Origin of the sequence: Kribbella sp. NPDC003557, assembly GCF_040610805.1 — a bacterium.
Classification (GTDB): domain Bacteria; phylum Actinomycetota; class Actinomycetes; order Propionibacteriales; family Kribbellaceae; genus Kribbella.
In genome coordinates, this window is record NZ_JBEXMY010000007.1 from 446,018 (window position 1) to 468,321 (window position 22,304).

A 22,304-nucleotide genomic window follows, 5' to 3' on the forward strand; every position below is an offset into this window, starting at 1 on the left:
CCTCCCTGAACAGACGAACGCCCCCTCGACCGGCTGGTCGAAGGGGCGTTGCCGGTGTGTTGCGGGTCGGGTCAGCGGTCGCCCATCGGCACGTACTGGACGCCGCGGCCGCCGGTGTAGATCTGCTTCGGGCGGGCGATCTTCTGGTCGCCGTCGCCGAGCATCTCCAGCCACTGGGCCAGCCAGCCCGAGGTGCGCGGGATCGCGAACAGGACCGTGAACATCTCCGGCGGGAACTGCAGGGCCTCGTAGATCAGGCCGGAGTAGAAGTCGACGTTCGGGTAGAGCTTGCGGGAGACGAAGTAGTCGTCCTCCAGCGCGATCTTCTCCAGCTCCACGGCGATCTTCAGCAGCGGGTTGATGCCGGTGACCTCGAAGACGTCGTCGGCGGCCTTCTTGATGATCTTCGCCCGCGGGTCGTAGTTCTTGTAGACCCGGTGGCCGAAGCCCATCAGCCGCTCTTCGCCGTTCTTCACGCCCTCGATGAACGACGGCACGTTGTCGATCGAGCCGATCCGGCGGAGCATCTTCAGCACCGCCTCGTTGGCGCCGCCGTGCAGCGGGCCGTAGAGGGCGCCGATCCCGCCGGCCACCGCGGTGTACGGGTCGACCTGGGTCGACCCGATCGCGCGGACCGCGTTGGTGGACGCGTTCTGCTCGTGGTCGGCGTGCAGGATGAACAGGATCTCCAGCGCGCGCACCAGCCGGTCGTCGGCGGCGTACTTCGGCTCGCTCATCTTGAACAGCATCGACAAGAAGTTCGCCGTGTAGCTGAGCTCGTTGTCCGGGTACACGTACGGCTTGCCCTGGGCGTGCCGGAAGGCGAACGCGCCGAGGGTCGGCATCTTGGCGATCAGCCGCCGGATCTGCAGCGCCCGGGACTCCTCGTCGAAGATGTTGCGCGACTCGGGGTAGAACGTGGACAGCGCGCCGACCGAGGCCAGCAGCATGCCCATCGGGTGCGCGTCGTACCGGAAGCCCTGCATGAAGGTCTTCAGGTTCTCGTGCACGAACGTGTGATACGTCACGTCGTGCGCCCAGGCCTCGTACTCCGCCTTGTTCGGCAGCTTGCCGTTCACCAGCAGGTAAGCCACCTCGAGGTAGTTCGACTGCTCGGCGAGCTGCTCGATCGGGTACCCGCGGTACTCCAGGATGCCCTTGTCGCCGTCGATGAAGGTGACGGAGGAGCGGCAGGACGCGGTGTTGACGAAGCCGGGGTCGTAGGTGGCCAGGCCACCGTCGCCGTCGGATGCGCTGATCTGCTTGAGGTCTGCGGCACGGATGGTGCCATCGGTGATGGCAAGGTCGAAGTCCTTGCCGGTCCGGTTGTCCCGGACGGTGAGCGACTGTTCGGTCACGATGCCCTCTTCGGAAGCTGGCGTCATCGCCTGGATGAATGAGGGTAGATCAGCCGGCGGGACGCGGGTCTGGACTGCAATCTTCACCGCTAAACTAGTGCGGTCCTCAGCTGCTTCCAAGCCGGGGTCCCCTCGGCGTGTGGGCTCACTTTGACCCGAACACGGCGGCGCCGGTATTCTGGGCTGCTGTTGTGCGTTCCAGGTCCAGGACAGACACGTCTGCTGACCGCTCGCCGACGTCCAGTTCTGTTCAACTCTGAGAAACGAAGGTCAACGACCGTGCGCACGTACAGCCCGAAGCCTGCTGACGTCACTCGTGAGTGGCACGTGATCGACGCCACCGACGTCACGCTCGGTCGGCTCGCCGTCCAGATCGCCACCCTGCTGCGCGGCAAGCACAAGCCGACGTTCGCTCCGCACGTGGACGGCGGCGACTTCGTCATCGTCGTCAACGCCTCCAAGGTGGCCCTGTCCGGCACCAAGCGGACCGACAAGCTGGCGTACCGCCACTCGGGGCACCCGGGTGGTCTGACCGCGACGCCGATCGGCGAGATCCTCGACAAGGACCCGCGCAAGGCCGTCGAGAAGGCCGTCTGGGGCATGCTCCCGAAGAACCGCCTGAGCCGGAAGCTGCTGACCAAGCTGAAGGTGTACGCCGGTCCGGAGCACCCGCACACGGCGCAGCAGCCGAAGCCGTTCGAGATCACCCAGATCGCCCAGTAGAGCGATCGACGAACCAGGTAAACGAGGATTCACAGCGTGAGCGACATCACCACCGAGACCGAAGAGTTCGACACCGAGGTCCCCATCGACACCGAGGGCCCGGTCGCCTACACCTCCGAGACGAACCCGGCTCCGGAGCAGCGCGCCGAGACGGGTCGGGTCGCGGTCATCAACCCGGCCGGCGCCACCGGCCGTCGCAAGGAGGCCGTCGCTCGCGTTCGGATCGTTCCGGGCACCGGCAAGTGGAAGATCAACGGGAAGGACCTCGACGTCTACTTCCCGAACAAGGTGCACCAGCAGCACGTGAACGAGCCGTTCGTCGTCGCGGGCCTGGAGGGCTCCTACGACGTGATCGCCCGGATCAACGGCGGCGGCATCACCGGCCAGGCCGGTGCGCTGCAGCTCGGCGTGGCCCGCTGCCTGAACGCGGCGGACCTCGAGGCCAACCGCCCGGGTCTGAAGAAGGCCGGTCTGCTCACCCGCGACGCGCGGATCAAGGAGCGTAAGAAGGCCGGTCTCAAGAAGGCCCGTAAGGCGCCTCAGTACAGCAAGCGCTGATCACCTGATGGGGCGTTTGTTCGGCACGGACGGAGTCCGTGGCCTGGCGAACGTGGACCTGACCGCGGAGCTGGCGCTCGACCTTTCGGTCGCGGCAGCTCACGTACTCGGCGAGGCCGGTGCCTTCGAAGGGCACCGGCCGCGCGCCGTTGTGGGGCGGGATCCACGTGCCAGTGGAGAGTTCCTGGAAGCCGCGGTGGTGGCCGGTCTGGCCAGCGCCGGCGTCGATGTCGTCCGGCTCGGCGTCCTGCCGACCCCGGCCGTCGCCTACCTGACCGGTTCGACCGGCGCCGATCTCGGCGTGATGCTGTCCGCCAGCCACAACCCGATGCCGGACAACGGCATCAAGTTCCTGGCCCGCGGCGGGATCAAGCTCGACGACGTGATCGAGGACGCCATCGAGGCCCGGATGAACGAGGAGTGGCAGCGCCCGACCGGTGCCGACGTCGGCCGGGTCACCGACGACGGGCAGGGTTTCGAGACGTACGTCTCGCACCTGGTCCGCTCGGCGCCGAACCGGTTCGACGGCCTGAAGGTCGTGATCGACTGCGCGAACGGCGCCGCCTCGCAGACCGCGCCGGAGGCACTGCGCCGGCTCGGCGCCGAGGTGATCACGGTCGCCGCCGCACCGGACGGTCTGAACATCAACCTGAACTGCGGATCCACCCACATCGAGGGGCTGCAGCGCGAGGTCGTCGGGCACCGCGCCGACGTCGGTATCGCGCTCGACGGTGACGCCGACCGCTGCCTGGCGGTGGACGCGAACGGCGAGCTCGTCGACGGCGACCAGATCCTCGCGGTGCTGGCGCTGGCGATGCGGGACAGCGGCCGGCTGTCGAACGACACCGTCGTCGCGACCGTGATGAGCAACCTGGGGTTCGTGCAGGCGATGGTCCGGGAGCAGATCGCGGTCGAGCAGACCAAGGTCGGCGACCGGTACGTGCTCGAGGCGATGAAGGCCGGCGGCCACAAGCTCGGCGGTGAGCAGTCCGGGCACGTGATCCTGTCCGACCACGCCACCACCGGCGACGGCACGCTGACCGCGGTCATGCTGCTCGCGCGGGTCGCCCAGACGGGCAAGAGCCTGGCCGACCTGGCCGGCGCGATGACCCGCCTGCCGCAGGTCCTGGTGAACGTGAAGAACGTGGACAAGTCCCGCGCAGGCACCGACCCCGCTGTACAAACCGCGGTGTCGGAAGCCACCACCCGCCTGGGCGACACCGGCCGGGTCCTCCTCCGCCCGTCGGGCACGGAGCCGCTGGTCCGCGTGATGGTCGAGGCGGAGTCCTCCGACACGGCTCATGAAATCGCCCACTCCCTGGCAGACGTGGTCGCCGCTTCACTGAAGCTCTGAACACCTGGGACCTGAAACGGCAACCTGGGACCTGCTCTACCAGGTCCCAGGTTGCCGTTTCCCGTCTCAGCTCAACTCGGCAAGCCGTCGTTCGGGGGCGGGGGCAGCCTCCGCTAGGAGCTGGGTGTACTCGTGCTGCGGGTTGAGGATGACGTCGTCGGCGGGCCCGTGCTCCACCACTACGCCGTGCAACAGGACCATGATCTCGTCGCTGAAGTGGCGGGCGGTGGCGAGGTCGTGGGTGATGTACAGAACCCCGAGGTTCTCCTCGCGCTGGAGCGTGGCCAGCAGGTTGAGTACGCCGAGGCGGATCGACACGTCGAGCATCGACACCGGCTCGTCCGCGACCAGGATTGCCGGCTCCGGAGCGAGAGCCCGCGCGATCGCGACGCGTTGACGCTGACCGCCGGAAAGCTCGTGTGGCTTGCGGTGGGCGAAGTCCTCGTCCAGGCGGACCCGGCGCAGCAGCTCCAGGACCCGTTCGGCGACCTGTTCGCGGCTGAACCCTGGGTGGTGGAGCTTCACCGGTCGCGCCAGGTGGTGGGCGATCGAGTGATAAGGATTCAGCGACGCGAAAGGGTCCTGGAAGACCATCTGGACAGCTTTCCGGTACGTCGCCGCGCCCGCTCCGCGGTACTGCATCGGTGCCCCGTCCACCAGGATCTCGCCGGACGTCGGGCGCTCCAGCTGGAGCAGGAGCTTGGCGATCGTGGACTTGCCGGAGCCGGACTGACCGACCAGCGCGATCGTCCGGCCGGGCTGCAACTCGAAGCTGACGTTGTCGACCGCCCGCAGACGGGTCGTCCGCAGCCCGTCCCGCAGCCGGTACTCCTTGACCACTTCGCGCATCTCGAGCGCGCTCATACTGCCTCCTGCTCGATCTCGTCGAGCGCGATCTCGCCGCTGCGGACGAAGCCGCCGCGGTCGCCGGTCAGGCTCGGGAACGACGACAGCAAACGCTTCGTGTACGGGTGTTTGGGCTGTGTGTAGAGCGTCAGGGCGTCGTCGAGCTCGACGATCACCCCGGCCCGCATCACCGCGATCCGGTCGCTGATCTCGAGCAGCAGCGGCAGGTCGTGGGTGATGAAGACGACCGCGAACCCGAGCTCGGCGCGCAGCCGGGTGATCTCGCGCAGGATCTCCCGCTGGACGACGACGTCGAGCGCGGTGGTCGGCTCGTCCATGATCAGCACCTGCGGCTCCAGCGCCAGCGCCATCGCGATCATCACGCGCTGCCGCATCCCGCCGGACAGCTCGTGCGGATAGGCGCGCAGCCGTCCCCGGTCCACGCCGACGCGTTCGAGCAGCTCGCCGCAGCGTGCCCGGCGCTCCGCCTTGCTCAGCTCGGGCCGGTGCGTCGTGAACACGTCCTCGAGCTGCTCGGAGATCCGCAGGACCGGATTCAGCGAGTTCATCGCGCCCTGGAAGACCATCGCGATCTTGTCCCAGCGGAACGCGCGCAGGTCGTCCCCGGCCAGCGACGACAGGTCGATGTCGTAGCCCTCGCGGGACGAGAACACCACGCGTCCGCCGGTGATCCGCGCCGGCGGCTTCAGCAATCGGGTGATCGCGTACGCCAGGGTCGACTTCCCGCAGCCGCTCTCGCCCGCGAGGCCGAGGATCTCGCCGCGTTCCAAGGTGAGGGAGACGTCCCGTACGGCGTGCACGGTCGTCTCGGCCAGGTAGTCGATGCTGAGGTTCTCGATGGTCAGGACGCTCATGCCTTCACGCTCCACTTGTTGCGTTCGGCACGCGTCTGCGAGCGCAGCTTCGGGTTGATGATCTCGTCGATGGAGAAGTTGACCAGCGACAGCGCCGCCCCGAACAGGGCGATCGCCAGGCCCGGCGGCGCGAACCACCACCAGGCGCCGAGTCGCAGCGCCAGGCCGTTCTGCGCGTAGAACAGCATGGTTCCCCAGGTGAAGGACCCGGACGCGCCGAGCCCGAGGAACGACAGGCCGGCCTCGCCGAGGATCGCGAAGATCACCGCGAACACGACCTGCGAGGCGAGCAGCGGGATCAGGTTCGGCAGGATCTCGACGAGCAGGATCCGCCAGCGTTTCTCACCGCCGATCCGGGCCGCGAGCACGTAGTCGCGGCTGCGGACGCTGAGCGTGAAGCCGCGCAGTACGCGGGCGGATCCGGCCCAGCTGGTGATCGCCAGTACGGCGGCGACCAGCCAGATCGACTTGTTCGGGACGTAGCTGGAGATCACGATCACCAGCGGCAGGCCGGGGATCACCAGCATGATGTTGGTGAACAGCGAGAATGCCTCGTCGGTCCAGCCGCCGACGAACGCGCCGACGACGCCGAAGAACGCCGACAGCAGCAGCGTGATCGCACCGACCACGACGCCGATGATCAGCGAGCCGCGGGTCGCGTAGGCGAGCTGGGCGAAGACGTCCTGACCGCTCTGGGTGGTGCCGAGCAGGAAGCCGTTGCCCGGCCCGGTCAGCCCGATGTCGCGGACCGTCGACGGGTTGCCGACGAGCAGCGGGCCGAGGACGCCGAAGCCGATGATCAGCCCGGCGATGACCAGCCCGACCGCCAGTTTCAGGGTCATCGGCGGCAGGGCCCGGCGGCGTACCGGCGCCGACTGCTCGACGGCGGCCGCCCCTTCAGTGGTGATGGCCATTCAGGAGCCCCTTCTCAGGACCGCGCACGGGTGCGGGGGTCGATGACGCCGTACAGGAGGTCGACGAGCAGGTTCGCGCCGAGGACGGCGAGCGTGATGATCAGGAACACCGCCTGCATCAGCGCGTAGTCGTTGTTGTTGACGGCAAGCAACAGCGCGGAGCCGATCCCCGGGTAGGTGAAGACCGCCTCGGTGACGATCGATCCGGCCACCACGAACCCGAGCGAGATCGCGAACCCCGACACCGAGGGCAGGATCGCGTTCCGGGCGACGTACCGGGACCGGATCCGGCGCGGGGTCAGCCCCTTCGCCTCGGCGGTGACGACGAAGTCCTCGGACAGCGTCGACACCATCATGTTGCGCATCCCGAGCATCCACCCGCCGATCGACGAGACGACGATCGTCAACGCCGGCAGGGCTCCGTGGTACAGCACCGACTGCACGAACGGGAGGCTCCAGCCGGGCGTCACGGAGTACACGTCGTACCCGCCGGTCAGCGGGAAGACCGGCCAGGTGCTGCCGAGCAGGAAGAGCAACAGCAGTGCGAGCCAGAAGTACGGCACCGACTGCAGCATCGTGGTGACCGGGATCAGGCTGTCGACCCAGGAACCGCGCCGCCAGCCGGCGGCGCGTCCCAGCAGGATCCCCACGGCGAACGAGATCACCGTCGCGAGACCGATCAGCCCGACGGTCCAGGGCAGCGTCTGGCCGATCACCTGGGAGACCGGCGCGGGGAAGTACGCGATCGACGTCCCCAGGTCGCCCTTGACCAGCTGGTGCAGGTACGTCCAGTACTGGCCCCACAGCGACGAGTTGGTATCGGTGCCGAGCAGTGCCTGGATCGCGTCCCGGGTCGTCGGGGTGACCGGGCCCTTGGTCGCCAGCTTCGACAGCATCAGGTCGACCGGGTTCCCCGGCATCAGCCGGGGAATCAGGAAGTTCAGGGTCAGCGCGGCCCAGAGGGCCGCGACGTAGAAGGCCAGTTTTCGCAGCAGATAGCGCACGGCGGACCCGCGCTCAGCTGGCGGGCTTGATGGTCTTGAGGACGATGCCGGCGTCCCACGCCTTCCAGGCCGCGGGCAGGACGTACATGTTGTCCTTCGTCGGCCAGCCGGTGGCACGCGAGGTGTTGAACTCGGTCAGCATCGAGTTCACGTAGACCGGGATGTACGGCAGCTGGTCCGCGATCACGGCCTGGATCTTGGCGTACTCCGCCTTCTGCGCGGCCTTGTCCGTCGTCCCGGCGGCGACCTTGAGCGCGGCGTCGACGGCAGGGTTCGAGAACCGCGACTGGTTGCCGGCGGTCGCGGTCTTGCCCACCGGCGCGGTGTTCACCGTGGCGAGCTTGCCGTCGTAGGTGAAGTACGGGTTCGTGGAGGCGCCGAGGCCGACCGAGTCGAGCGAGAGCTGGAACTTGCCGTTGGTCTGGGCGGCGTTCCACTCGTTCCAGGAGACCTGGCTGGGCTTGAGCTCGATGCCGACGGCGGCGAGCTGCTGCTTGAGGGTGTCGTTGATCGAGATGTAGTCGCTCCAGCCGGTCACGGTCTGGACCGTCAGCGAGAGCCGCTTGCCGCCCTTGGCCCGGACGCCGTCACTGCCCTTGGTCCAGCCGGCCGCGTCGAGGAGCTTGTTCGCCTCGGCGGTGTCGGCCGCCTGCGGCAGCTTGGCGTTCGCCGTGTCCGCGATCCACTCGTCGTCGCGGCCCGGCAGCAGCAGGGTCGGCGAGCCGACACCCGCGACACCGCCGCCGGCGAGCTTGGCCAGCTGCTCGCGGTTCATCGCGACGTAGATCGCCTTGCGGACGGCCGGGTCGGTCTGCGGTCCGGCGCAGCCGAGCTGCGCGTTCGAGCACGTCACGAGGACGGTCGTCATCACGGGCGTGTTGACGTAGGTGAGGTTCTTGCCGGACTTGATGATGTTGTCGATACCGGGCAGGTACGCGCTCGCCCAGTCGACCTTGCCCGCGACCAGCGCGGCGCTGGCGGCGTCCGCCGACGTCACCGGGAGGTAGCGCACCTCCTTGATCTCGGGCTTGCCCTGCTCCCAGTACTGGTCGTTCTTGGTCAGCACGAAGCTCTGCGGCGTGTACGACTTCACCTTGAACGGCCCGGTGCCGACCGGGTTCTTGTTCAGGTCGGTCGTCGGGTCCTTGATGTCCTTCCAGATGTGCTCGGGCACGATCGCCTGGTTGGCGAGGACGGCCGGCTCCTGCATCAGCGACTTCGACTTGAACGTCAGGACGGCGGTGTCGTCGGCGGTCGCCTTCGCGGTGGCGGCGAGGCCCGACGGGTTCAGCGCGGGGGTCTTCGCGACCAGGTTGAAGGTGAACGCCACGTCCTTGGCGGTGAACGGCTGACCGTCGTTCCACTTCACGTCGTGGCGGGTCTTGATGGTGAGCTCGGTCCCGTCGGCGTTCCAGGAGTAGCCCGTGGCGAGCACCGGCGTCGGGTCCGACTGCTTCGCGAAGTTGTACCAGTACAGCGGCTCGTAGATGACGCCCAGCGTCGGCTGCAGCGCGGTGGTGCTGAACGGGTTGAAGTTCTCCGCGGTGATGTCGCCGGCCGCGACGGTGACGGAGGCGTCCTTCGCGGCTGCCTGGCCACCGCCCGCGGCGGCTCCGTCGCAGGCGGCCAGCAGGAGCGCGGTGGCTGTCGCGACGGCCGCGGCGCTCACCAGGCGCCGGGTCCTCGTACGGTCCTTCGGGTTCCGGAGCATTGATCGTCCTTTCCGCACGTCACCCCGGCACCCGCCAGGGAAGCTGGCGGTAACTTAGTTCGCCTAATAAACATAAGACAAGACGTTGATCAGTAACGGTTTGACCGCGCAGAGTGGAAATGCCTAGGCGGAGACGGTGCCGGACCGGAGCATCATCAGGGCCGCGCCGATCGCGGCGGCGTCGTGGCCGCGCTCGTCGAGCACCACTTCGGTGTTCACCGCCCGGCCGAACGCGGAGCTCTGGATCCGCTCCTGGATGATCGGCAGGTAGATCGTCCCGGCGACGGCGAACGCCGGCCCGGTCAGCACCAGCAGCTGGACGTCGTACATGTTCGTGATCGTCTGCGCGCCGAGCGCGAGCCAGGACGCGGAGTCGCGGATGATCGCCTCGGCCCGGGAGTCGCCGGTCAGCGCCAGCCGGGCGATGGCCGCGAACGCCGCCACCCCGGTACGGCGCTGGGAGCCGAGGTCGAGCCCGGCCGCGCGGGCCTTGGCGACGACCGTCGCGGGCCCGGCGATCGCCTCCAGGCAGCCAGTGCTCCCGCACCAGCACTCCGGGCCGCCGATCTGGACGCAGACGTGCCCGACCTCGCCCGCGTTGCCGTGCGCGCCCTGGTAGACGTGGCCGTTCAGGCGCAGGCCGGACCCGATGCCCTCGCTCATGAACAGCGCGGCCATCACCGAGACGTCGTGGCTGGTGGTGAGCCGGGTGCCCGCGGCGGCCGCGGTGGCGTCGTTCTCCAGCAGCGCCGGCAGTTGCAGCCGTTCCTCCAGCCGCTGGTGGATCGGGAAGTCGACCCAGTGCGCCATCGACGGCGGCGCCGAGGTGACGCCGCGGTTGCGGATCAGCGGCCCGGGACAGACGAAGCCGAGCCCGAGGACCAGCGAGGAGTCGATCCCCGAGCGCTCGATCAGCTCGGAAGTCTCGGTCGCGATCCGGGCCACCACCTGCTCCGGGTCGCTCTGCTCGCCCGGACCGTCGCGCCGCCAGCGGGCCACCACCCCGCCGGCGTAGTCCACCAGCACGTACGTCAGGCTGTCGGCGCTCAGGTGCACGCCGACGACGTACCGGGCGGCGGCCCGGATCCGGAGCATGGTGCGCGGTTTGCCGCCGGTGGACGAGCCGCGCCCGGCCTCGTCGACGAGCCCGTCGTCGATCAGCCGCCGGACCACGGTCGTCACCGACGGGGCGGTGAGACCGGTGATCTGGGTGAGTTCCACCCGGCTGACCGTGCCCGCGGAGCGGATGCTGTCCACAATGAGGGCACGGCTGTTCGTCGGTGCCGGGTCGTAACCCGGTGATCGCGACGCGTCGCTGACCTGCTGCATCGGAACATCCGTCATCTGTCGAGTTAGTTAGGTCTGTGAATATAGTGGCATCGGTGGCCTTGGAGGGCAGTGTATGCAGGACGTGACGTCGCGCGAGCGGATCGCCGGGCTGGTGCTGGCGCGTCCCGGGCGGTTGCTCGGCATGGAGCCGTTCATGGCCGATGTCGTCCAGGGGATCGAGGAGGTCTTCGACGGCCGGCGGGTGAGCCTGCTGATCGAGTTCGCGGCCGACACCGCCGCGGAGATCGAGATCTGGCGGCGCTGGGTGCCGAACCGGCACGTCGACGGCATCGTGATGGTCGACCTGCGGACCAAGGACTCCCGGCTCGCCGAGCTCGAGCGGCTCGGGGTGCCGGCGGTGCTGCTCGGCGGGCCCGAGCTCGAGGCCCCGATCACCAACGTGCTGGTCGACAACGCCGAGGGCGCCCGGGCCGCCGTACGGGCGCTCGCGGATCTCGGCCACCGTGACATCGCGCGGGTCAGCGGTCCGCGGGACATGCTGCACTGCCAGGCGCGCGACGACGCGTTCATGGCGACGTGCGCCGAGCAGGACGTCGACGGCCGGGTCATCGAGGGCGACTACTCCGAGGACTCCGGCCGGGACGCGACCCGGCGGTTGCTGACCGGCAGCCGGGTCCCGACGGCCGTTGTCTACGACAACGACCTGATGGCGATCGGCGGTCTCGCCGCGGCGAAGGAGCTGGGCGTCGGCATCCCCGGGCAGTTGTCGGTGATCGCCTGGGACGACACCGCGGTCGCCCGGCTGGCGCACCCGCCGTTGAGCGTGGTGACGGTCGACGTGCACGGGCTCGGCACGATCGTCGGCGAGGCGATCCTCGCGGTGATGGACGGCGGCGACGTCACGACGTACCAGGTCCCGAAGCCCACGATCCGGCTGGCCGGCTCGACCGCGCGGCCGGCGGTTGCCTAGCGTTCGGGGTATGAGTGAGCGACGGGCGATTCTGAGCGGTTCGACCTTCGAGGAGCAGATCGGGTACGCCCGGGCCGTGGTGGACGGCGACTGGGTGCACGTCTCCGGGACGACGGGCTTCGACTACTCGACGATGACGATCGCGGACGACGTGGTGGCGCAGGCCGAGCGCTGCATCGTGAACATCGCGGATGCGTTGAAGGCGGCGGGATGCTCGCTGGACGACGTCGTCCGCGTCCGGTACCTGCTCCCGGACCGGGCCGACTTCGAGCCCTGCTGGCCGACCCTGCGGCGCGCGTTCGGCGGGATCCGCCCGGCGGCCACGATGCTGGTGTGCGGCCTGTCCGACCCACGGATGAAGATCGAGATCGAGGCCGACGCCCGCCGGAGGTGACAGTGGAGCACCGGGAACTGGAGCTCTTCCTGCATCTGGCTCGCACGCTCAACTACGGGCGGACGAGCCTGGAGTGCCACGTCAGTGCGGCCACGCTGACGCGGACGATCCAGCGTTTGGAGACCCGGGTCGGCGCTCGGTTGCTCGACCGTGGGCCGCGGGGTGTCGTGCTGACCGCCGAGGGACGGCGCTTCACGACGTACGCCGAGCAGGCGCTGGAGCTGTGGGCGGACTACCGATCCGGCTCCGCCGAGCCAGCCGGTCTCACCGGTGAGCTGCGCATCTTCGCCACCGTCACCGCCTGCCAGACCCTGCTGCCGGACCTCCTGGCGCCACTGCGCGCGCAGCACCCGCAGATCCGCCTCGACATCCGGACCGGCGACGCGGCCGCCGCACTCGCCCGCCTGGACGAGGGCGAGGTGGACGCCGCGGTGGCCGGCATTCCCCGGCGTCTCCCGCAATCGTTGGTCACCCGAACGGTCGCCGTCACCGACCTCGTCCTCGTCAAGGCCCGCGACACCGAGCCCGACGGGCCGTACGTCGTACCGGCCCGCGGTCTCGTGCGCGACAACGCGTTCCGCTGGTTCCGCAGGACCGGTGTGAAGCCGGCGATCGCGGCCGAGCCGGACGGCCACGAGGCCCTGCTCGCCCTGGTGGCGCTGGGATGTGGCGTCGGCGTCGTACCGCGGCTCGTCCTCGAGTCGTCGGCCGTCCGCGATCAGCTGACCGAGCTGCCGGCCGACCTGGAACCGCTCACGATCGGGCTTTGCGCGCGCCGCGCCGACCTGCACCGGCCTTTGGTCGCGGCGCTCTGGGACCTGCGACCGTAGCACCCGGGAACAGCTTCGCCGGGACGAGTTGCGGCGGCAGCGGGGCGTCGCCTTCGAGCTGACGGAGCAGCGCCTCGGTGCCGAGCTGGCCGAGCTCCGGGCCCGGGGTACGCATCATGGTGAGCTCGGGATCCGTCATCGCCGCGGTCTCCGGAACCATCAGCAGTGACAGCACCGAGATGTCGGCGGGGACGTCGTGGCCGGCGCGCTTGAGGCCGGAGACGACGCCGAGCGCGGCGTACTCGTTCAGGACCAGGATCGCGGTCGTCCCGGGGTGTTCGGCCAGCACGTGTTCGGCGGCGGCCTTGCCGGCCTGGGTGGTGTCGGAGCACGGCACGACGACGACCGGCAGGCCGTACGACGCGGCGACCCGGCGGTACGCCTCCTCGGTCCGCACCCAGGGGCCGTAGGCATGGAACCGTGGGTCGTCGAGATCGCCGGAGATCAGCACGAGTTCGCGATGCCCGAGGTCGTACAGGTGCTTGACCGCGTCCTCGACGGTGGTGTCGAAGTCGATGTCCACATGCGACAGGCCGTCGAGCTCCGTCGTCCGCCCGATCAGCGAGAACGGCGTACCGGCCTGACGCAGGACGTCGATGCGCGGGTCGTCGAGCTGCACCTCCATCAGGACGACGCCGTCGACCAGACCCTGGCCCAGCAACTCCCGCAGCTCGACGCCGTCGTTGCCGACCGGCCACAGCACCAGGTGGTAGTCCTGCTTACGGGCCGCCTCGGCCGCGCTGGTGAAGAACTCCGCGGTCGACATCCCGAACCGGTGCTCGAGCGCCGGGTACGCCATCGCGACGATGTGCGTGCGTTTGCTGGCCAGCGCGCGGGCGACCACGTTGCGCCGGTAGCCGAGCTCCAGCATCGCCTGCTCGATCCGCGCCCGGGTCGCGGCCGTCACCGGCTTGGTGTCGTTGAGCAGGAACGAGACGGTCGCGATCGAGACTCCCGCCCGTTGAGCGACGTCGCGCATCGTGACCATCGATCGACCCCCTCCGAACTCTTGACAGCGGTGTGACGTAGGGAACATAGTCCTTCAACACCTCAGTTAAGCGGTTTACCGCCAAATCCACAACATCCGCCCCAGTCCCTCCGTCCATCGGTTAAACGCTTTGAAGGAGTCCGATGTCATGATCAGCAAGCGGATCGCCGCCGCGCTGGCGGGTGCGACGACGGTGTCGCTCCTGCTGGTCGCCTGCGGTGACAACGGCGGCGGCCAGTCGTCCGCGTCCGGCGACAGCGTCAAGAGCCTCACGGTCCTGGACTACTACAACAACGACCCGGACAAATCCCTTGTGCAGAAGGGACTTGACTCCTGCGCGTCCCAGCTCGGCATCACCATCCAACGGGAGACGGTGCCTGGTGACACCTTGATCCAGAAGGTGCTGCAGCAGGCCTCGTCGAAGACGCTGCCCGACGTGCTGATGCTCGACAACCCCGACGTCCAGCAGATCGCCGCGACCGGCGCGCTGGCACCCCTGAACGACATGGGGCTGACCGGGGACGGCGTCATCAAGGGCATGGTCGACGCGACGTCGTACGACGGCAAGCTCTACGGACTGGCGCCGGTGACCAACACGATCGCGCTGTTCTACAACAAGGACATGCTGGCCGAGGCCGGCGTCCAGCCGCCGAAGACCTGGGAGGAGCTGAAGGCCGCGGCCAAGAAGCTCACCAAGCCCGGCCGCTACGGGATGGCGTTCAACGCCAACGCGACGTACGAAGGCTCGTGGCAGTTCCTGCCGGCGATGTGGACCAACGGCGGTGACGAGACCGACCTGACCAGTCCCCAGGTGGCCGAGGCACTGCAGTTGTGGGTCGACCTGGTGAAGTCGGGGTCCGCCTCGAAGAGCGTGATCAACTGGACCCAGGGCGACGTGAACGACCAGTTCATCGCCGGCAAGGCCGCGATGATGGTCAACGGGCCGTGGCAGATCCCGTCGCTGAACAAGAACCCGAAGATCAAGTGGGACGTGGTCACGTTCCCGCTGAACAAGCCGGACCAGACGCCGGTCGCGCCGCTCGGCGGCGAGGCCTGGACGGTCCCGCTGAACAAGGACCAGGCCAAGCAGCAGAAGGCCGCCGACTTCGTGAAGTGCCTGAACTCGGACGAGAACGAGCTGGCCTGGGCGAAGGCGCGGTACACGATCCCGACAAAGACCGCGCTGCTCGACCAGTACGTCAAGGAAGTGCCGTCGATGAAGGCCTTCACCGAGCAGGTCAAGACCGCCCGGTCGCGGACCGGCAAGCTGGGTGACAAGTGGCCGGACGCCGCGAAGGTGATCTACCAGGCGATCCAGCTGGCGCTGACCGGTAAGGCCTCGGCCCAGGACGCCTTCAAGCAGGCCTCCGGCGGCTGACGGCATGGTGACGCTCACACGGACCACGGTGGCCGGCCGCGAGAAGGTTCGCGGCCGGCGCCACCGGGGCGAGTCCCTCACCAAGGTGCTGTTCGTGCTGCCCGCCGCGGTGGCGATGGTGGCGCTGTTCGGCTACCCGGTGGTGAAGAACCTGCTGATGAGCCTGCAGGACTACGGGCTGAAGACGTTCTTCACCGGCGCCGCGCCGTGGGTCGGGCTGAAGAACTACAGCACGGTCGTCACGGACAAGCTGTTCTCGGACGCGATGCTGAACACGGCGCTGTTCACCATCGGCTCGATCGCCTTCCAGTTCGCGATCGGCCTCGGGCTGGCGCTGTTCTTCCACAAGAAGTTCCCGTTGAGCGGACTGCTGCGATCGCTGCTCCTGCTGCCGTGGCTGCTGCCGCTGATCGTGTCCAGCGCGACCTGGCGGTCGATCCTCGAGCAGGACAGCGGCATCCTGAACCGCACGCTGCTGAAGCTGCACCTGATCGGTGACCCGGTGCCGTGGCTGAACTCGCCGTCGGTGGCGCTGATCGCGGTGATCGGTGTGAACATCTGGATCGGCATCCCGTTCAACGTGACGCTGCTGTACTCCGGTCTGGCGGAGATCCCCGACGAGCTCTACGAGGCCGGCCAGCTCGACGGCGCGACCGGGTGGCGGTCGTTCTGGTACATCACCTGGCCGAACCTGCGGGCGGTCGCGAGCGTGCTGCTGATGCTCGGCGTCGTCTACACGATCAAGGTCCTGGACATCATCCTCGGCCTCACCGGCGGCGGACCGGCGAACGCGACGCAGACACTGGCGACCCAGTCGTACGAGAAGTCCTTCATCGACTTCAAGTTCGGTCAGGGCGCGGCACTGTCCAACATCCTGATCGCGATCTCGTTCGTGTTCGCGATCTTCTACCTGCGCGGCACCCGTCGTGCTGTCGACGAATAGGGGGACCTGATGCGACGTACGACGTACACCGTGATCGGCGTGCTGGTCCTGTGCGTGATGCTGTTCCCGGTCTACTGGATGGTGAACGCCTCGCTGCAGCCGTCCGGGAACACCCTGACCGCCGGTTTCCTGCCGTTGCATCCGACGTTTTCCGGGTACCGACGAGCGCTCGACGAGCAGGGCGGAAATCTCGTCACGAGCATGATCATCGCGGCCGGAACGGTCGTGCTGAGCCTGGCGATCGCGACGCCGTGCGCGTACGCGCTGTCGCAGTTCCGGTCCCGCTGGGTGTCGATCGGGCTGCTCGCGATCCTGATCTCGCAGATGATTCCGGGCATCGTGATCGCGAACGCGCTTTACACCGCGTACGAGCGGATCGGGTTGCTGAACTCGATCCCGGGCCTGATCGTGGCGAACTGCAGCAGCGGGATCCCGTTCGCGATCCTGATCCTGCGCTCGTTCATGCTCTCGCTGCCGCCGTCGCTGGTGGAGGCCGCGCGGGTGGACGGCGCCGGGCTGTTCCGGGCGTTCGTCGCGATCGTGCTGCCGATCAGCAAGAACTCGCTGATCACCGCCGGACTGTTCAGTTTCCTGTTTTCCTGGAGCGATTTCCTGTTCGCGCTGACGCTGACCACCAAGGGCGGCGTCCGGCCGGTGACGCTCGGGATCTACCAGTACCTCGGCACCCAGGTGCAGAACTGGAACGCGGTGATGGCGACCGCGGTGCTCTCGGCGATCCCGGCCATCGTGCTGCTGGTCGCCGCGCAGAAGTACATCGCCGCCGGCGCCATCGGCGGAGCCGTCAAATAACCCTCGAAAGGCTTTCTGATATGACGATTCGCGTACTCGTCTGGGGCGAGAACCGCCACGAGCAGGTGGAGCCGCACGTCCGGGAGATCTACCCGGACGGCATGCACGCCACCATCGCGGCCGGCATCGCCGAGAACCTCCCGGACGCCAAGGTCTCGACCACGACCCTCGATGAGCCCGAGCACGGCCTGACCGAGGACGTGCTCGCGGAAACCGATGTACTCGTCTGGTGGGGCCACGCCGCCCACGGCGAGGTCGACGACAAGGTGGTCGACCGCGTGTACCAGCACGTGCTCTCCGGGATGGGCCTGGTCGTGCTGCACTCCGGCCACTGGTCGAAGATCTTCGGCAAGCTGATGGGCACGACGTGCACGTTGCGCTGGCGCAGCGAACGGGACCGTGAGCTGGTCTGGACGGTCAACCCCACGCATCCGATCGCGCAGGGCGTCCCGCACCCGATCGTGATCGAGCAGCAGGAGATGTACGGCGAGTACTTCGACATCCCGGTCCCGGACGAGCTGATCTTCGTGTCCTCGTTCTCCGGCGGCGAGGTGTTCCGTTCCGGCATCACGTACCGCCGCGGGCACGGCAAGATCTTCTACTTCTCGCCCGGCGACCAGGACTACCCGGTCTACCACCACCAGGACGTGCGTAAGGTGATCGCGAACGGCGTCGCGTGGGTGAACACCGACCTGCCCGAGCGGAAGATCCCGACGCTGCTGCGCTACGAGACCGACGACTTCTTCACCGGCCACGGGTACACCGGACCCATCGAGGAGCCTGCCGATGCCTGAACCCCTGCGCCTGCTACAGGTCGGAGCCGGCGGGATGGGGCGCGCCTGGCTGCGCACCATCGCCGCCAACCCCGACGTGCGGCTGGTCGGCCTGGTCGACCTGGACCTGGACGTCGCCCGTTCCGCGGCCGACGACAACGGCTACCACGACGTACCGGTCGTCACCTCGCTCGCCGGGCTGTCCGTCGAGTTCGACGCGGTCATCGACGTGACGGTGCCGGTGGCGCATCCGAAAGTCAGCGTCGAAGCGCTGCTGCGCGGCGTCCCGGTGCTGTGCGAGAAACCGCTGGCGGAAACGGTCCGCGAATGTCTGCAGATGGTCGCGGCCTCGGAGGTGAGCGGCAAGCTGCTGATGGTCTCGCAGTCCCGCCGGTACTTCCGCGCCGTGAACGCCTTCCAGCGCCAGCTCGCCGATCTCGGGTCGATCGGGACGCTGTCCTGCGAGTTCTTCAAGGCGCCGCACTTCAGCGGTTTCCGGGAGCGGATGGCCGAGCCGCTCCTGGTCGACATGGCGATCCACCAGTTCGACCTGTCCCGCAAGCTGATCGGGGCGGAGCCGGTGACGGTGTACTGCGACTCGTACAACCCGTCGTGGAGCTGGTTCGACGGCAACGCGGCCGCGTCCGCGATCTTCACGTACGCCGACGGCACCCGCTTCGCCTTCACCGGCAGCTGGTGCGCGGCGGGCCTGGAGACCTCGTGGAACGGCCGCTGGCGGGCGGTCGCTCCGGGCGGTACGGCGACCTGGGACGGCGACAACGCACCGGTCGCCGAGCTGGCGTCCGGTGAGGCCCTGCCGGCGGAGCCGGCCGACGAGCCCGAGGAGATCGCGGGGTCCCTGGCCGAGTTCGTCGACGCCGTCCGGACGTCGACGATCCCGCAGTCTGAGGTGCACTCCAACGTCATCAGCATCGCGATGGTCGAGGCCGCCGTCCGCTCGGCCGCCACCGGCTCCCCGGTCCGCATCGCCGACGTCCTGGAGTCCGCGTACCAGGAGGCGCTGACGACCACCCAGGACGCCACGCTGCTGGCCACCATGAAGGCCTGGCCGAACGTCCTGAAGGTCGTCGGCCTCGAGCCCTAGACACCCAGCGGGGACCTTGGACAAGCAATGCCTTGTCCAAGGTCCCCGGCGGTTGTTTCAGCTTCTGCAACGGGGCGATGCGGACATTGCGCTTGCCGCAATGTGCGCGCCGCCCGTTGACTGGGCGCATGAAGAGTTCGGTGTTTCGGGTTGAGCAGATGGATGTGCCGGGCGGGACCGAGGACATCGTGCGGGGTGGGCGGGACTTGTTCTCCCTGCTGCCCGCGGCGTTGCACGGGGTCGAGCGGATCGGGGTGCTCGGGTGGGGGCCGCAGGGGCGGGCCCAGGCGCTGAACCTGCGCGACTCCCTCGACGGGACCGGGGTCACCGTCGCGGTCGGGCTGCGGCCGGGATCGCGGTCCGCGGCGGACGCCCGCGCCAACGGGTTCACCGAGGCCGACGGGACGCTGGGGGACTGGCTCGAGGTCGCGGCCGCGGCCGACCTGGTGATCCTGCTGATCGCGGACGCGGCGCTGGCCGCGCACCACGAGGAGATCTTCGCGGTGCTCAAGCCCGGCGCGACGATTGGCCTGTCCCACGGTTTCCTGCTCGGCCACCTGACGTCGGCCGGCAGCGCGTTCCCCGCCGGACATCCGGTGATCGCGGTGTGCCCGAAGGGGATGGGCGATTCGGTCCGCCGGCTGTACCAGCAGGGCGCGACCGTCAACGGCGCCGGGATCAACGCGAGTATCGCGGTCCACGCGGACCCGGACGGGCACGCGTGGGACCGGGCGCTCGCGTGGTCGGTCGGGCTCGGCTCGCCGTACACGTTCGCGACCACCTTGCGCGCCGAGTACCTGTCGGACATCGCCGGCGAGCGGGCGATCCTGCTCGGCGCGGTGCACGGCCTGGTGGAGGCGCTGTACCGGCACTTCCGGATCGACGGGGCAGATCCGGTGACGGCGTACGAGCGGTCCACCGAGGCGATCACCGGCCCGATCGCGCGGACGATCTCGGACTCCGGGCTCGCGGCGGTGCGCGCCGCCTGCGGTGACGAGGACCTGTTCGACCGCGCGTACTCCGCGGCGTACGGGCCGGCCCGCGACCTGGTCGCCGAGATCTACGACGAGGTTGCCGACGGCACCGAGCTGCGCAGCGTGATCCTGGCCGAGCAGCGGCTGGCGAGCCGCCCGATGACCGCGATCGGCGGCAGCCCGATGTGGGCCCACAGCGCCGAGGTGCACGCCCGCCGCGGCACCGCGCCGGCCCTCGTCGATCCACTGACCGCGGGGCTGTTCGTGGCGACGATGACGGCCCAGGTCGACGAGTTCGCGGCCCGCGGCCACGCCTGGTCGGAGATCGTCAACGAGTCCGTGATCGAAGCCGTCGACTCGCTGCTCCCGTACATGCACTCCCGCGACGTCGCCTACATGGTCGACAACTGCTCCCGCACCGCCCGCCTGGGCACCCGCCGCTGGGGCCCACGCTTCCAGGCGGCCTACGAACAGATCGCGCTGCCACACCTCGCCCACCCCGCCGACCCCGAACTGATCAAGGCCTTCCTCGAGAACCCGGCCCACGAAGCCCTAGCCGCAGCCGCCGAACTCCGCCCGTCGGTGGACATCTCCGTCTGACCTGCCGGCGGGTTGTGTCACCGCTGGCGGGTTGTAGCGGGCCAGCGGTGAAATAGCCCGCCAGTGTCAGGCGAGCTCGGCCAGGGCGGTGGCTACGCGGCCGTGGGCGGCTTCCAGGGCTGTGCGGGCCTCGGGGATCGGGGTGCCGGTCAGGAGGTGGACCAGGGCCGGCTTGAGTTCGCCGTCGGCGGCCGCGAGTGCGGTCTCGCAGGCGTCGTCGTCGGCGCCGGTGGCCTCGGCGAGGATGCGGAGCATCCGGCCGCGGAGCTTCTTGTTGGTGGCGACCAGGTCGACCATCAGGTTGGACCAGGTGCGGCCGAGCTTGATCATCAGCGTCGTCGAGAACGCGTTCAGGATCATCTTCTGCGCGGTGCCGGCCTTCAGCCGGGTCGAGCCGGCGATCACCTCGGGGCCGGTGTCCGCCGCGATCACGACGTCGGCGAGCGGCGCCAGCGGGGCGTCCGGGTTGGATGTCACCAGCACAGTGGTCGCCCCGGCGGCGCGGGCAGCCTTCAGGGCGCCGGCGACGTACGGCGTGCTCCCGGAAGCTGCGAGGCCGACGACGAGGTCCTGGCCGGTGACGGCGGCCGCGTCGGCGGCGCCACCCTCCTCGGAGTCCTCGACGTTCTCGACCGCGCGGAGCAGCGCCTCCATGCCGCCGGCGTGGTGGGCGACCACCAGACCGTCCGGCACATGGAACGTGGGCAGCAGCTCGGCGGCGTCCAGGACCGCCAGGCGGCCCGACGTCCCGGCGCCGAAGTAGTGCACCCGGCCGCCGCCGCGGACCGCCTCGACGGCGGCGTCGACGGCCTTGGTCAGCTCCGGGATCACCGCGCTGACCGCCCCGGCGACCAGGGCGTCCTCGTTGTTCACGAGTTGGAGGATCTCGGACGTGCCCACCGCATCGATGGCGAGCGTCCTCGGGTTGCGCTGCTCGGTCGGTGAGGTCACAGGATCGATGTTAGTTTTCTACTGAAGGATTTTCAATTCCGTTCATCGTTGACGGAAACGATTTCCGTCAGTCGGAACCCTTCAGGCGGTGGCCGCGGACCGCGCTGGCGGTCTCCTCGAGCGCTTTCCGGGCGTCCGGCAGCACCTGCTGCGCGACCCCGATGAACAGGCAGTCGATCACCGTCAGTTGCGCGATCCGGCTGGCCATCGCGCCCGAGCGGTACGTCGTCTCGCGGGCGGCCGTGGTCAGTACGAGATCCGCGGTCCGGGCCAGCGGCGACCGCGGAAAGTTGGTCACCGCAACGGTCGTGGCGCCGTGCTTGGCGGCCTCCTCGAGCGCCTCGACGACCTCGACCGTGGTGCCGGTGTGCGAGATGCCGATCGCGACGTCGCCCTCACCGAGCAGCGCGGCGCTGGTCAGCGCGATGTGCACGTCCGACCAGGCGAACGCCACCCGCCGGATCCGGTGCAGCTTCTGCTGCAGGTCCAGCGCCACGAACGCGCTGGCGGCGAAGCCGTAGAGGTCGACCCGCTGGGCGTTCACCACCGCGTCCACGACCTTGGCCAGCGCGTCCACGTCGACCTGCTGCGCGGTCTCCCGGACCGCCCGCTCGTCGGCGAACGCCACCTTGCTGACCACGTCGGCCAGCGAGTCGCCGGGCTCGATGTCCCCGCCGACCTCCGGCCGCGCACTCTCCTGCGCCGACTGGGCCGCCAACTGCAGGCGGAGCTGCGGGTAGCCGGGGACGCCGATCTGCTTGCAGAACCGGATGACCGTGGTCTCCGAGGTGGACGCCACCTCGGCCAGTTCGGAGATCGTCATCGCCGCCACCCCGCCCGGGTCCGCGAGGACCGCGTTCGCCACCCGCTGCTCGGCCGGCGCCAGCGCGGGCATCACCGCGCGGACCCGGACCAGCAGCGGCCCCGTGGGTTCTGGAGAGGATGTTGAATTCAT

The 22,304-nt window shown here is 69.0% G+C and carries 22 protein-coding genes; 12 read left to right on the forward strand and 10 right to left on the reverse strand.

Going from position 1 to position 22,304, the window contains the following annotated elements; genetic code table 11:
• Positions 1-71: 71 nt before the first annotated feature.
• Positions 72-1,358: a citrate synthase gene (locus tag ABZW60_RS30525; protein WP_355482624.1), complete on the reverse strand. Its 1,287-nt coding sequence runs from the start codon at positions 1,356-1,358 to the stop codon at positions 72-74.
• Positions 1,359-1,637: 279 nt separating this feature from the next.
• On the opposite strand from ABZW60_RS30525, the gene rplM reads away from it, so the two are divergent.
• From rplM to glmM, 3 genes are read left to right on the forward strand one after another with little or no spacing between them, the layout of a single operon-like run.
• On the forward strand, positions 1,638-2,081 hold the full coding sequence (gene rplM, locus ABZW60_RS30530; RefSeq protein ID WP_130441431.1) for a 50S ribosomal protein L13: 444 nt from the start codon (positions 1,638-1,640) through the stop codon (positions 2,079-2,081).
• Positions 2,082-2,117: 36 nt separating this feature from the next.
• Complete coding sequence (gene rpsI / locus ABZW60_RS30535; protein ID WP_355482625.1) at positions 2,118-2,639, forward strand: 30S ribosomal protein S9; 522 nt, start codon at positions 2,118-2,120, stop codon at positions 2,637-2,639.
• Positions 2,640-2,646: 7 nt separating this feature from the next.
• Positions 2,647-3,993, forward strand: a complete 1,347-nt coding sequence (gene glmM, locus ABZW60_RS30540) for a phosphoglucosamine mutase (RefSeq protein WP_355482626.1) — start codon at positions 2,647-2,649, stop codon at positions 3,991-3,993.
• Positions 3,994-4,059: 66 nt separating this feature from the next.
• On the opposite strand, the gene ABZW60_RS30545 is transcribed toward glmM, so the two are convergent.
• The 6 genes from ABZW60_RS30545 to ABZW60_RS30570 all read right to left on the reverse strand — a co-directional run bounded on the left by ABZW60_RS30545 (position 4,060) and on the right by ABZW60_RS30570 (position 10,687).
• Positions 4,060-4,857, reverse strand: coding sequence for an ATP-binding cassette domain-containing protein (locus ABZW60_RS30545; protein WP_355482628.1), 798 nt, complete (start codon positions 4,855-4,857; stop codon positions 4,060-4,062).
• The gene (locus ABZW60_RS30550) at positions 4,854-5,714 is read right to left on the reverse strand and encodes an ABC transporter ATP-binding protein (protein WP_355482630.1); all 861 of its coding nucleotides are present in this window, start codon (positions 5,712-5,714) and stop codon (positions 4,854-4,856) included. The genes ABZW60_RS30545 and ABZW60_RS30550 overlap by 4 nt, the downstream gene beginning before the upstream one ends.
• Complete coding sequence (locus tag ABZW60_RS30555; protein ID WP_355482632.1) at positions 5,711-6,628, reverse strand: ABC transporter permease; 918 nt, start codon at positions 6,626-6,628, stop codon at positions 5,711-5,713. The genes ABZW60_RS30550 and ABZW60_RS30555 overlap by 4 nt, the downstream gene beginning before the upstream one ends.
• Before the next feature lie 14 nt (positions 6,629-6,642).
• Positions 6,643-7,632, reverse strand: coding sequence for an ABC transporter permease (locus ABZW60_RS30560; protein WP_355482633.1), 990 nt, complete (start codon positions 7,630-7,632; stop codon positions 6,643-6,645).
• Positions 7,633-7,645: 13 nt separating this feature from the next.
• Complete coding sequence (locus ABZW60_RS30565) at positions 7,646-9,343, reverse strand: ABC transporter substrate-binding protein (RefSeq protein ID WP_355482635.1); 1,698 nt, start codon at positions 9,341-9,343, stop codon at positions 7,646-7,648.
• A 123-nt stretch (positions 9,344-9,466) separates the two neighbouring features.
• Positions 9,467-10,687, reverse strand: a complete 1,221-nt coding sequence (locus ABZW60_RS30570; protein WP_355482637.1) for an ROK family transcriptional regulator — start codon at positions 10,685-10,687, stop codon at positions 9,467-9,469.
• Positions 10,688-10,745: 58 nt separating this feature from the next.
• Here ABZW60_RS30570 and ABZW60_RS30575 point away from each other — a divergent pair, with 58 nt between their 5' ends.
• Genes ABZW60_RS30575 through ilvY form a run of 3 tightly spaced genes read left to right on the forward strand, consistent with a single transcriptional unit; the run spans position 10,746 to position 12,827 of the window.
• Positions 10,746-11,603: a substrate-binding domain-containing protein gene (locus ABZW60_RS30575; RefSeq protein WP_355482639.1), complete on the forward strand. Its 858-nt coding sequence runs from the start codon at positions 10,746-10,748 to the stop codon at positions 11,601-11,603.
• A 10-nt stretch (positions 11,604-11,613) separates the two neighbouring features.
• Positions 11,614-11,997 carry a RidA family protein gene (locus ABZW60_RS30580; RefSeq protein WP_355482641.1) on the forward strand — a complete coding sequence of 128 codons (384 nt, stop codon included), beginning with the start codon at positions 11,614-11,616 and terminating at the stop codon, positions 11,995-11,997.
• Positions 11,998-11,999: 2 nt separating this feature from the next.
• The gene (gene ilvY, locus ABZW60_RS30585; protein WP_355482643.1) at positions 12,000-12,827 is read left to right on the forward strand and encodes an HTH-type transcriptional activator IlvY; all 828 of its coding nucleotides are present in this window, start codon (positions 12,000-12,002) and stop codon (positions 12,825-12,827) included.
• On the opposite strand, the gene ABZW60_RS30590 is transcribed toward ilvY, so the two are convergent.
• Positions 12,751-13,815: a LacI family DNA-binding transcriptional regulator gene (locus ABZW60_RS30590; RefSeq protein WP_355482645.1), complete on the reverse strand. Its 1,065-nt coding sequence runs from the start codon at positions 13,813-13,815 to the stop codon at positions 12,751-12,753. The two genes, ilvY and ABZW60_RS30590, sit on opposite strands and share 77 nt — an antisense overlap.
• A 148-nt stretch (positions 13,816-13,963) precedes the next feature.
• Here ABZW60_RS30590 and ABZW60_RS30595 point away from each other — a divergent pair, with 148 nt between their 5' ends.
• From ABZW60_RS30595 to ABZW60_RS30620, 6 genes are all read left to right on the forward strand, one after another.
• Positions 13,964-15,193: an ABC transporter substrate-binding protein gene (locus tag ABZW60_RS30595; protein WP_355482647.1), complete on the forward strand. Its 1,230-nt coding sequence runs from the start codon at positions 13,964-13,966 to the stop codon at positions 15,191-15,193.
• A 4-nt stretch (positions 15,194-15,197) separates the two neighbouring features.
• Positions 15,198-16,136, forward strand: coding sequence for a sugar ABC transporter permease (locus ABZW60_RS30600; protein WP_355482648.1), 939 nt, complete (start codon positions 15,198-15,200; stop codon positions 16,134-16,136).
• 9 nt (positions 16,137-16,145) lie between these two features.
• On the forward strand, positions 16,146-16,946 hold the full coding sequence (locus tag ABZW60_RS30605; protein WP_355482651.1) for a carbohydrate ABC transporter permease: 801 nt from the start codon (positions 16,146-16,148) through the stop codon (positions 16,944-16,946).
• Positions 16,947-16,966: 20 nt separating this feature from the next.
• Positions 16,967-17,740, forward strand: coding sequence for a ThuA domain-containing protein (locus ABZW60_RS30610; RefSeq protein WP_355482652.1), 774 nt, complete (start codon positions 16,967-16,969; stop codon positions 17,738-17,740).
• A complete protein-coding gene (locus ABZW60_RS30615; protein ID WP_355482653.1) occupies positions 17,733-18,824 on the forward strand; it encodes a Gfo/Idh/MocA family oxidoreductase in 1,092 nt (363 codons plus the stop codon). The genes ABZW60_RS30610 and ABZW60_RS30615 overlap by 8 nt, the downstream gene beginning before the upstream one ends.
• Positions 18,825-18,952: 128 nt before the next feature.
• Complete coding sequence (locus tag ABZW60_RS30620) at positions 18,953-20,398, forward strand: ketol-acid reductoisomerase (RefSeq protein WP_355482654.1); 1,446 nt, start codon at positions 18,953-18,955, stop codon at positions 20,396-20,398.
• A 66-nt stretch (positions 20,399-20,464) separates the two neighbouring features.
• Here ABZW60_RS30620 and murQ read toward each other — a convergent pair whose 3' ends face one another.
• Complete coding sequence (murQ, locus tag ABZW60_RS30625) at positions 20,465-21,349, reverse strand: N-acetylmuramic acid 6-phosphate etherase (RefSeq protein ID WP_355482656.1); 885 nt, start codon at positions 21,347-21,349, stop codon at positions 20,465-20,467.
• A 67-nt stretch (positions 21,350-21,416) separates the two neighbouring features.
• Entirely contained in the window at positions 21,417-22,304 is an 888-nt protein-coding gene (locus ABZW60_RS30630; RefSeq protein WP_355482658.1) for a MurR/RpiR family transcriptional regulator, read from the reverse strand.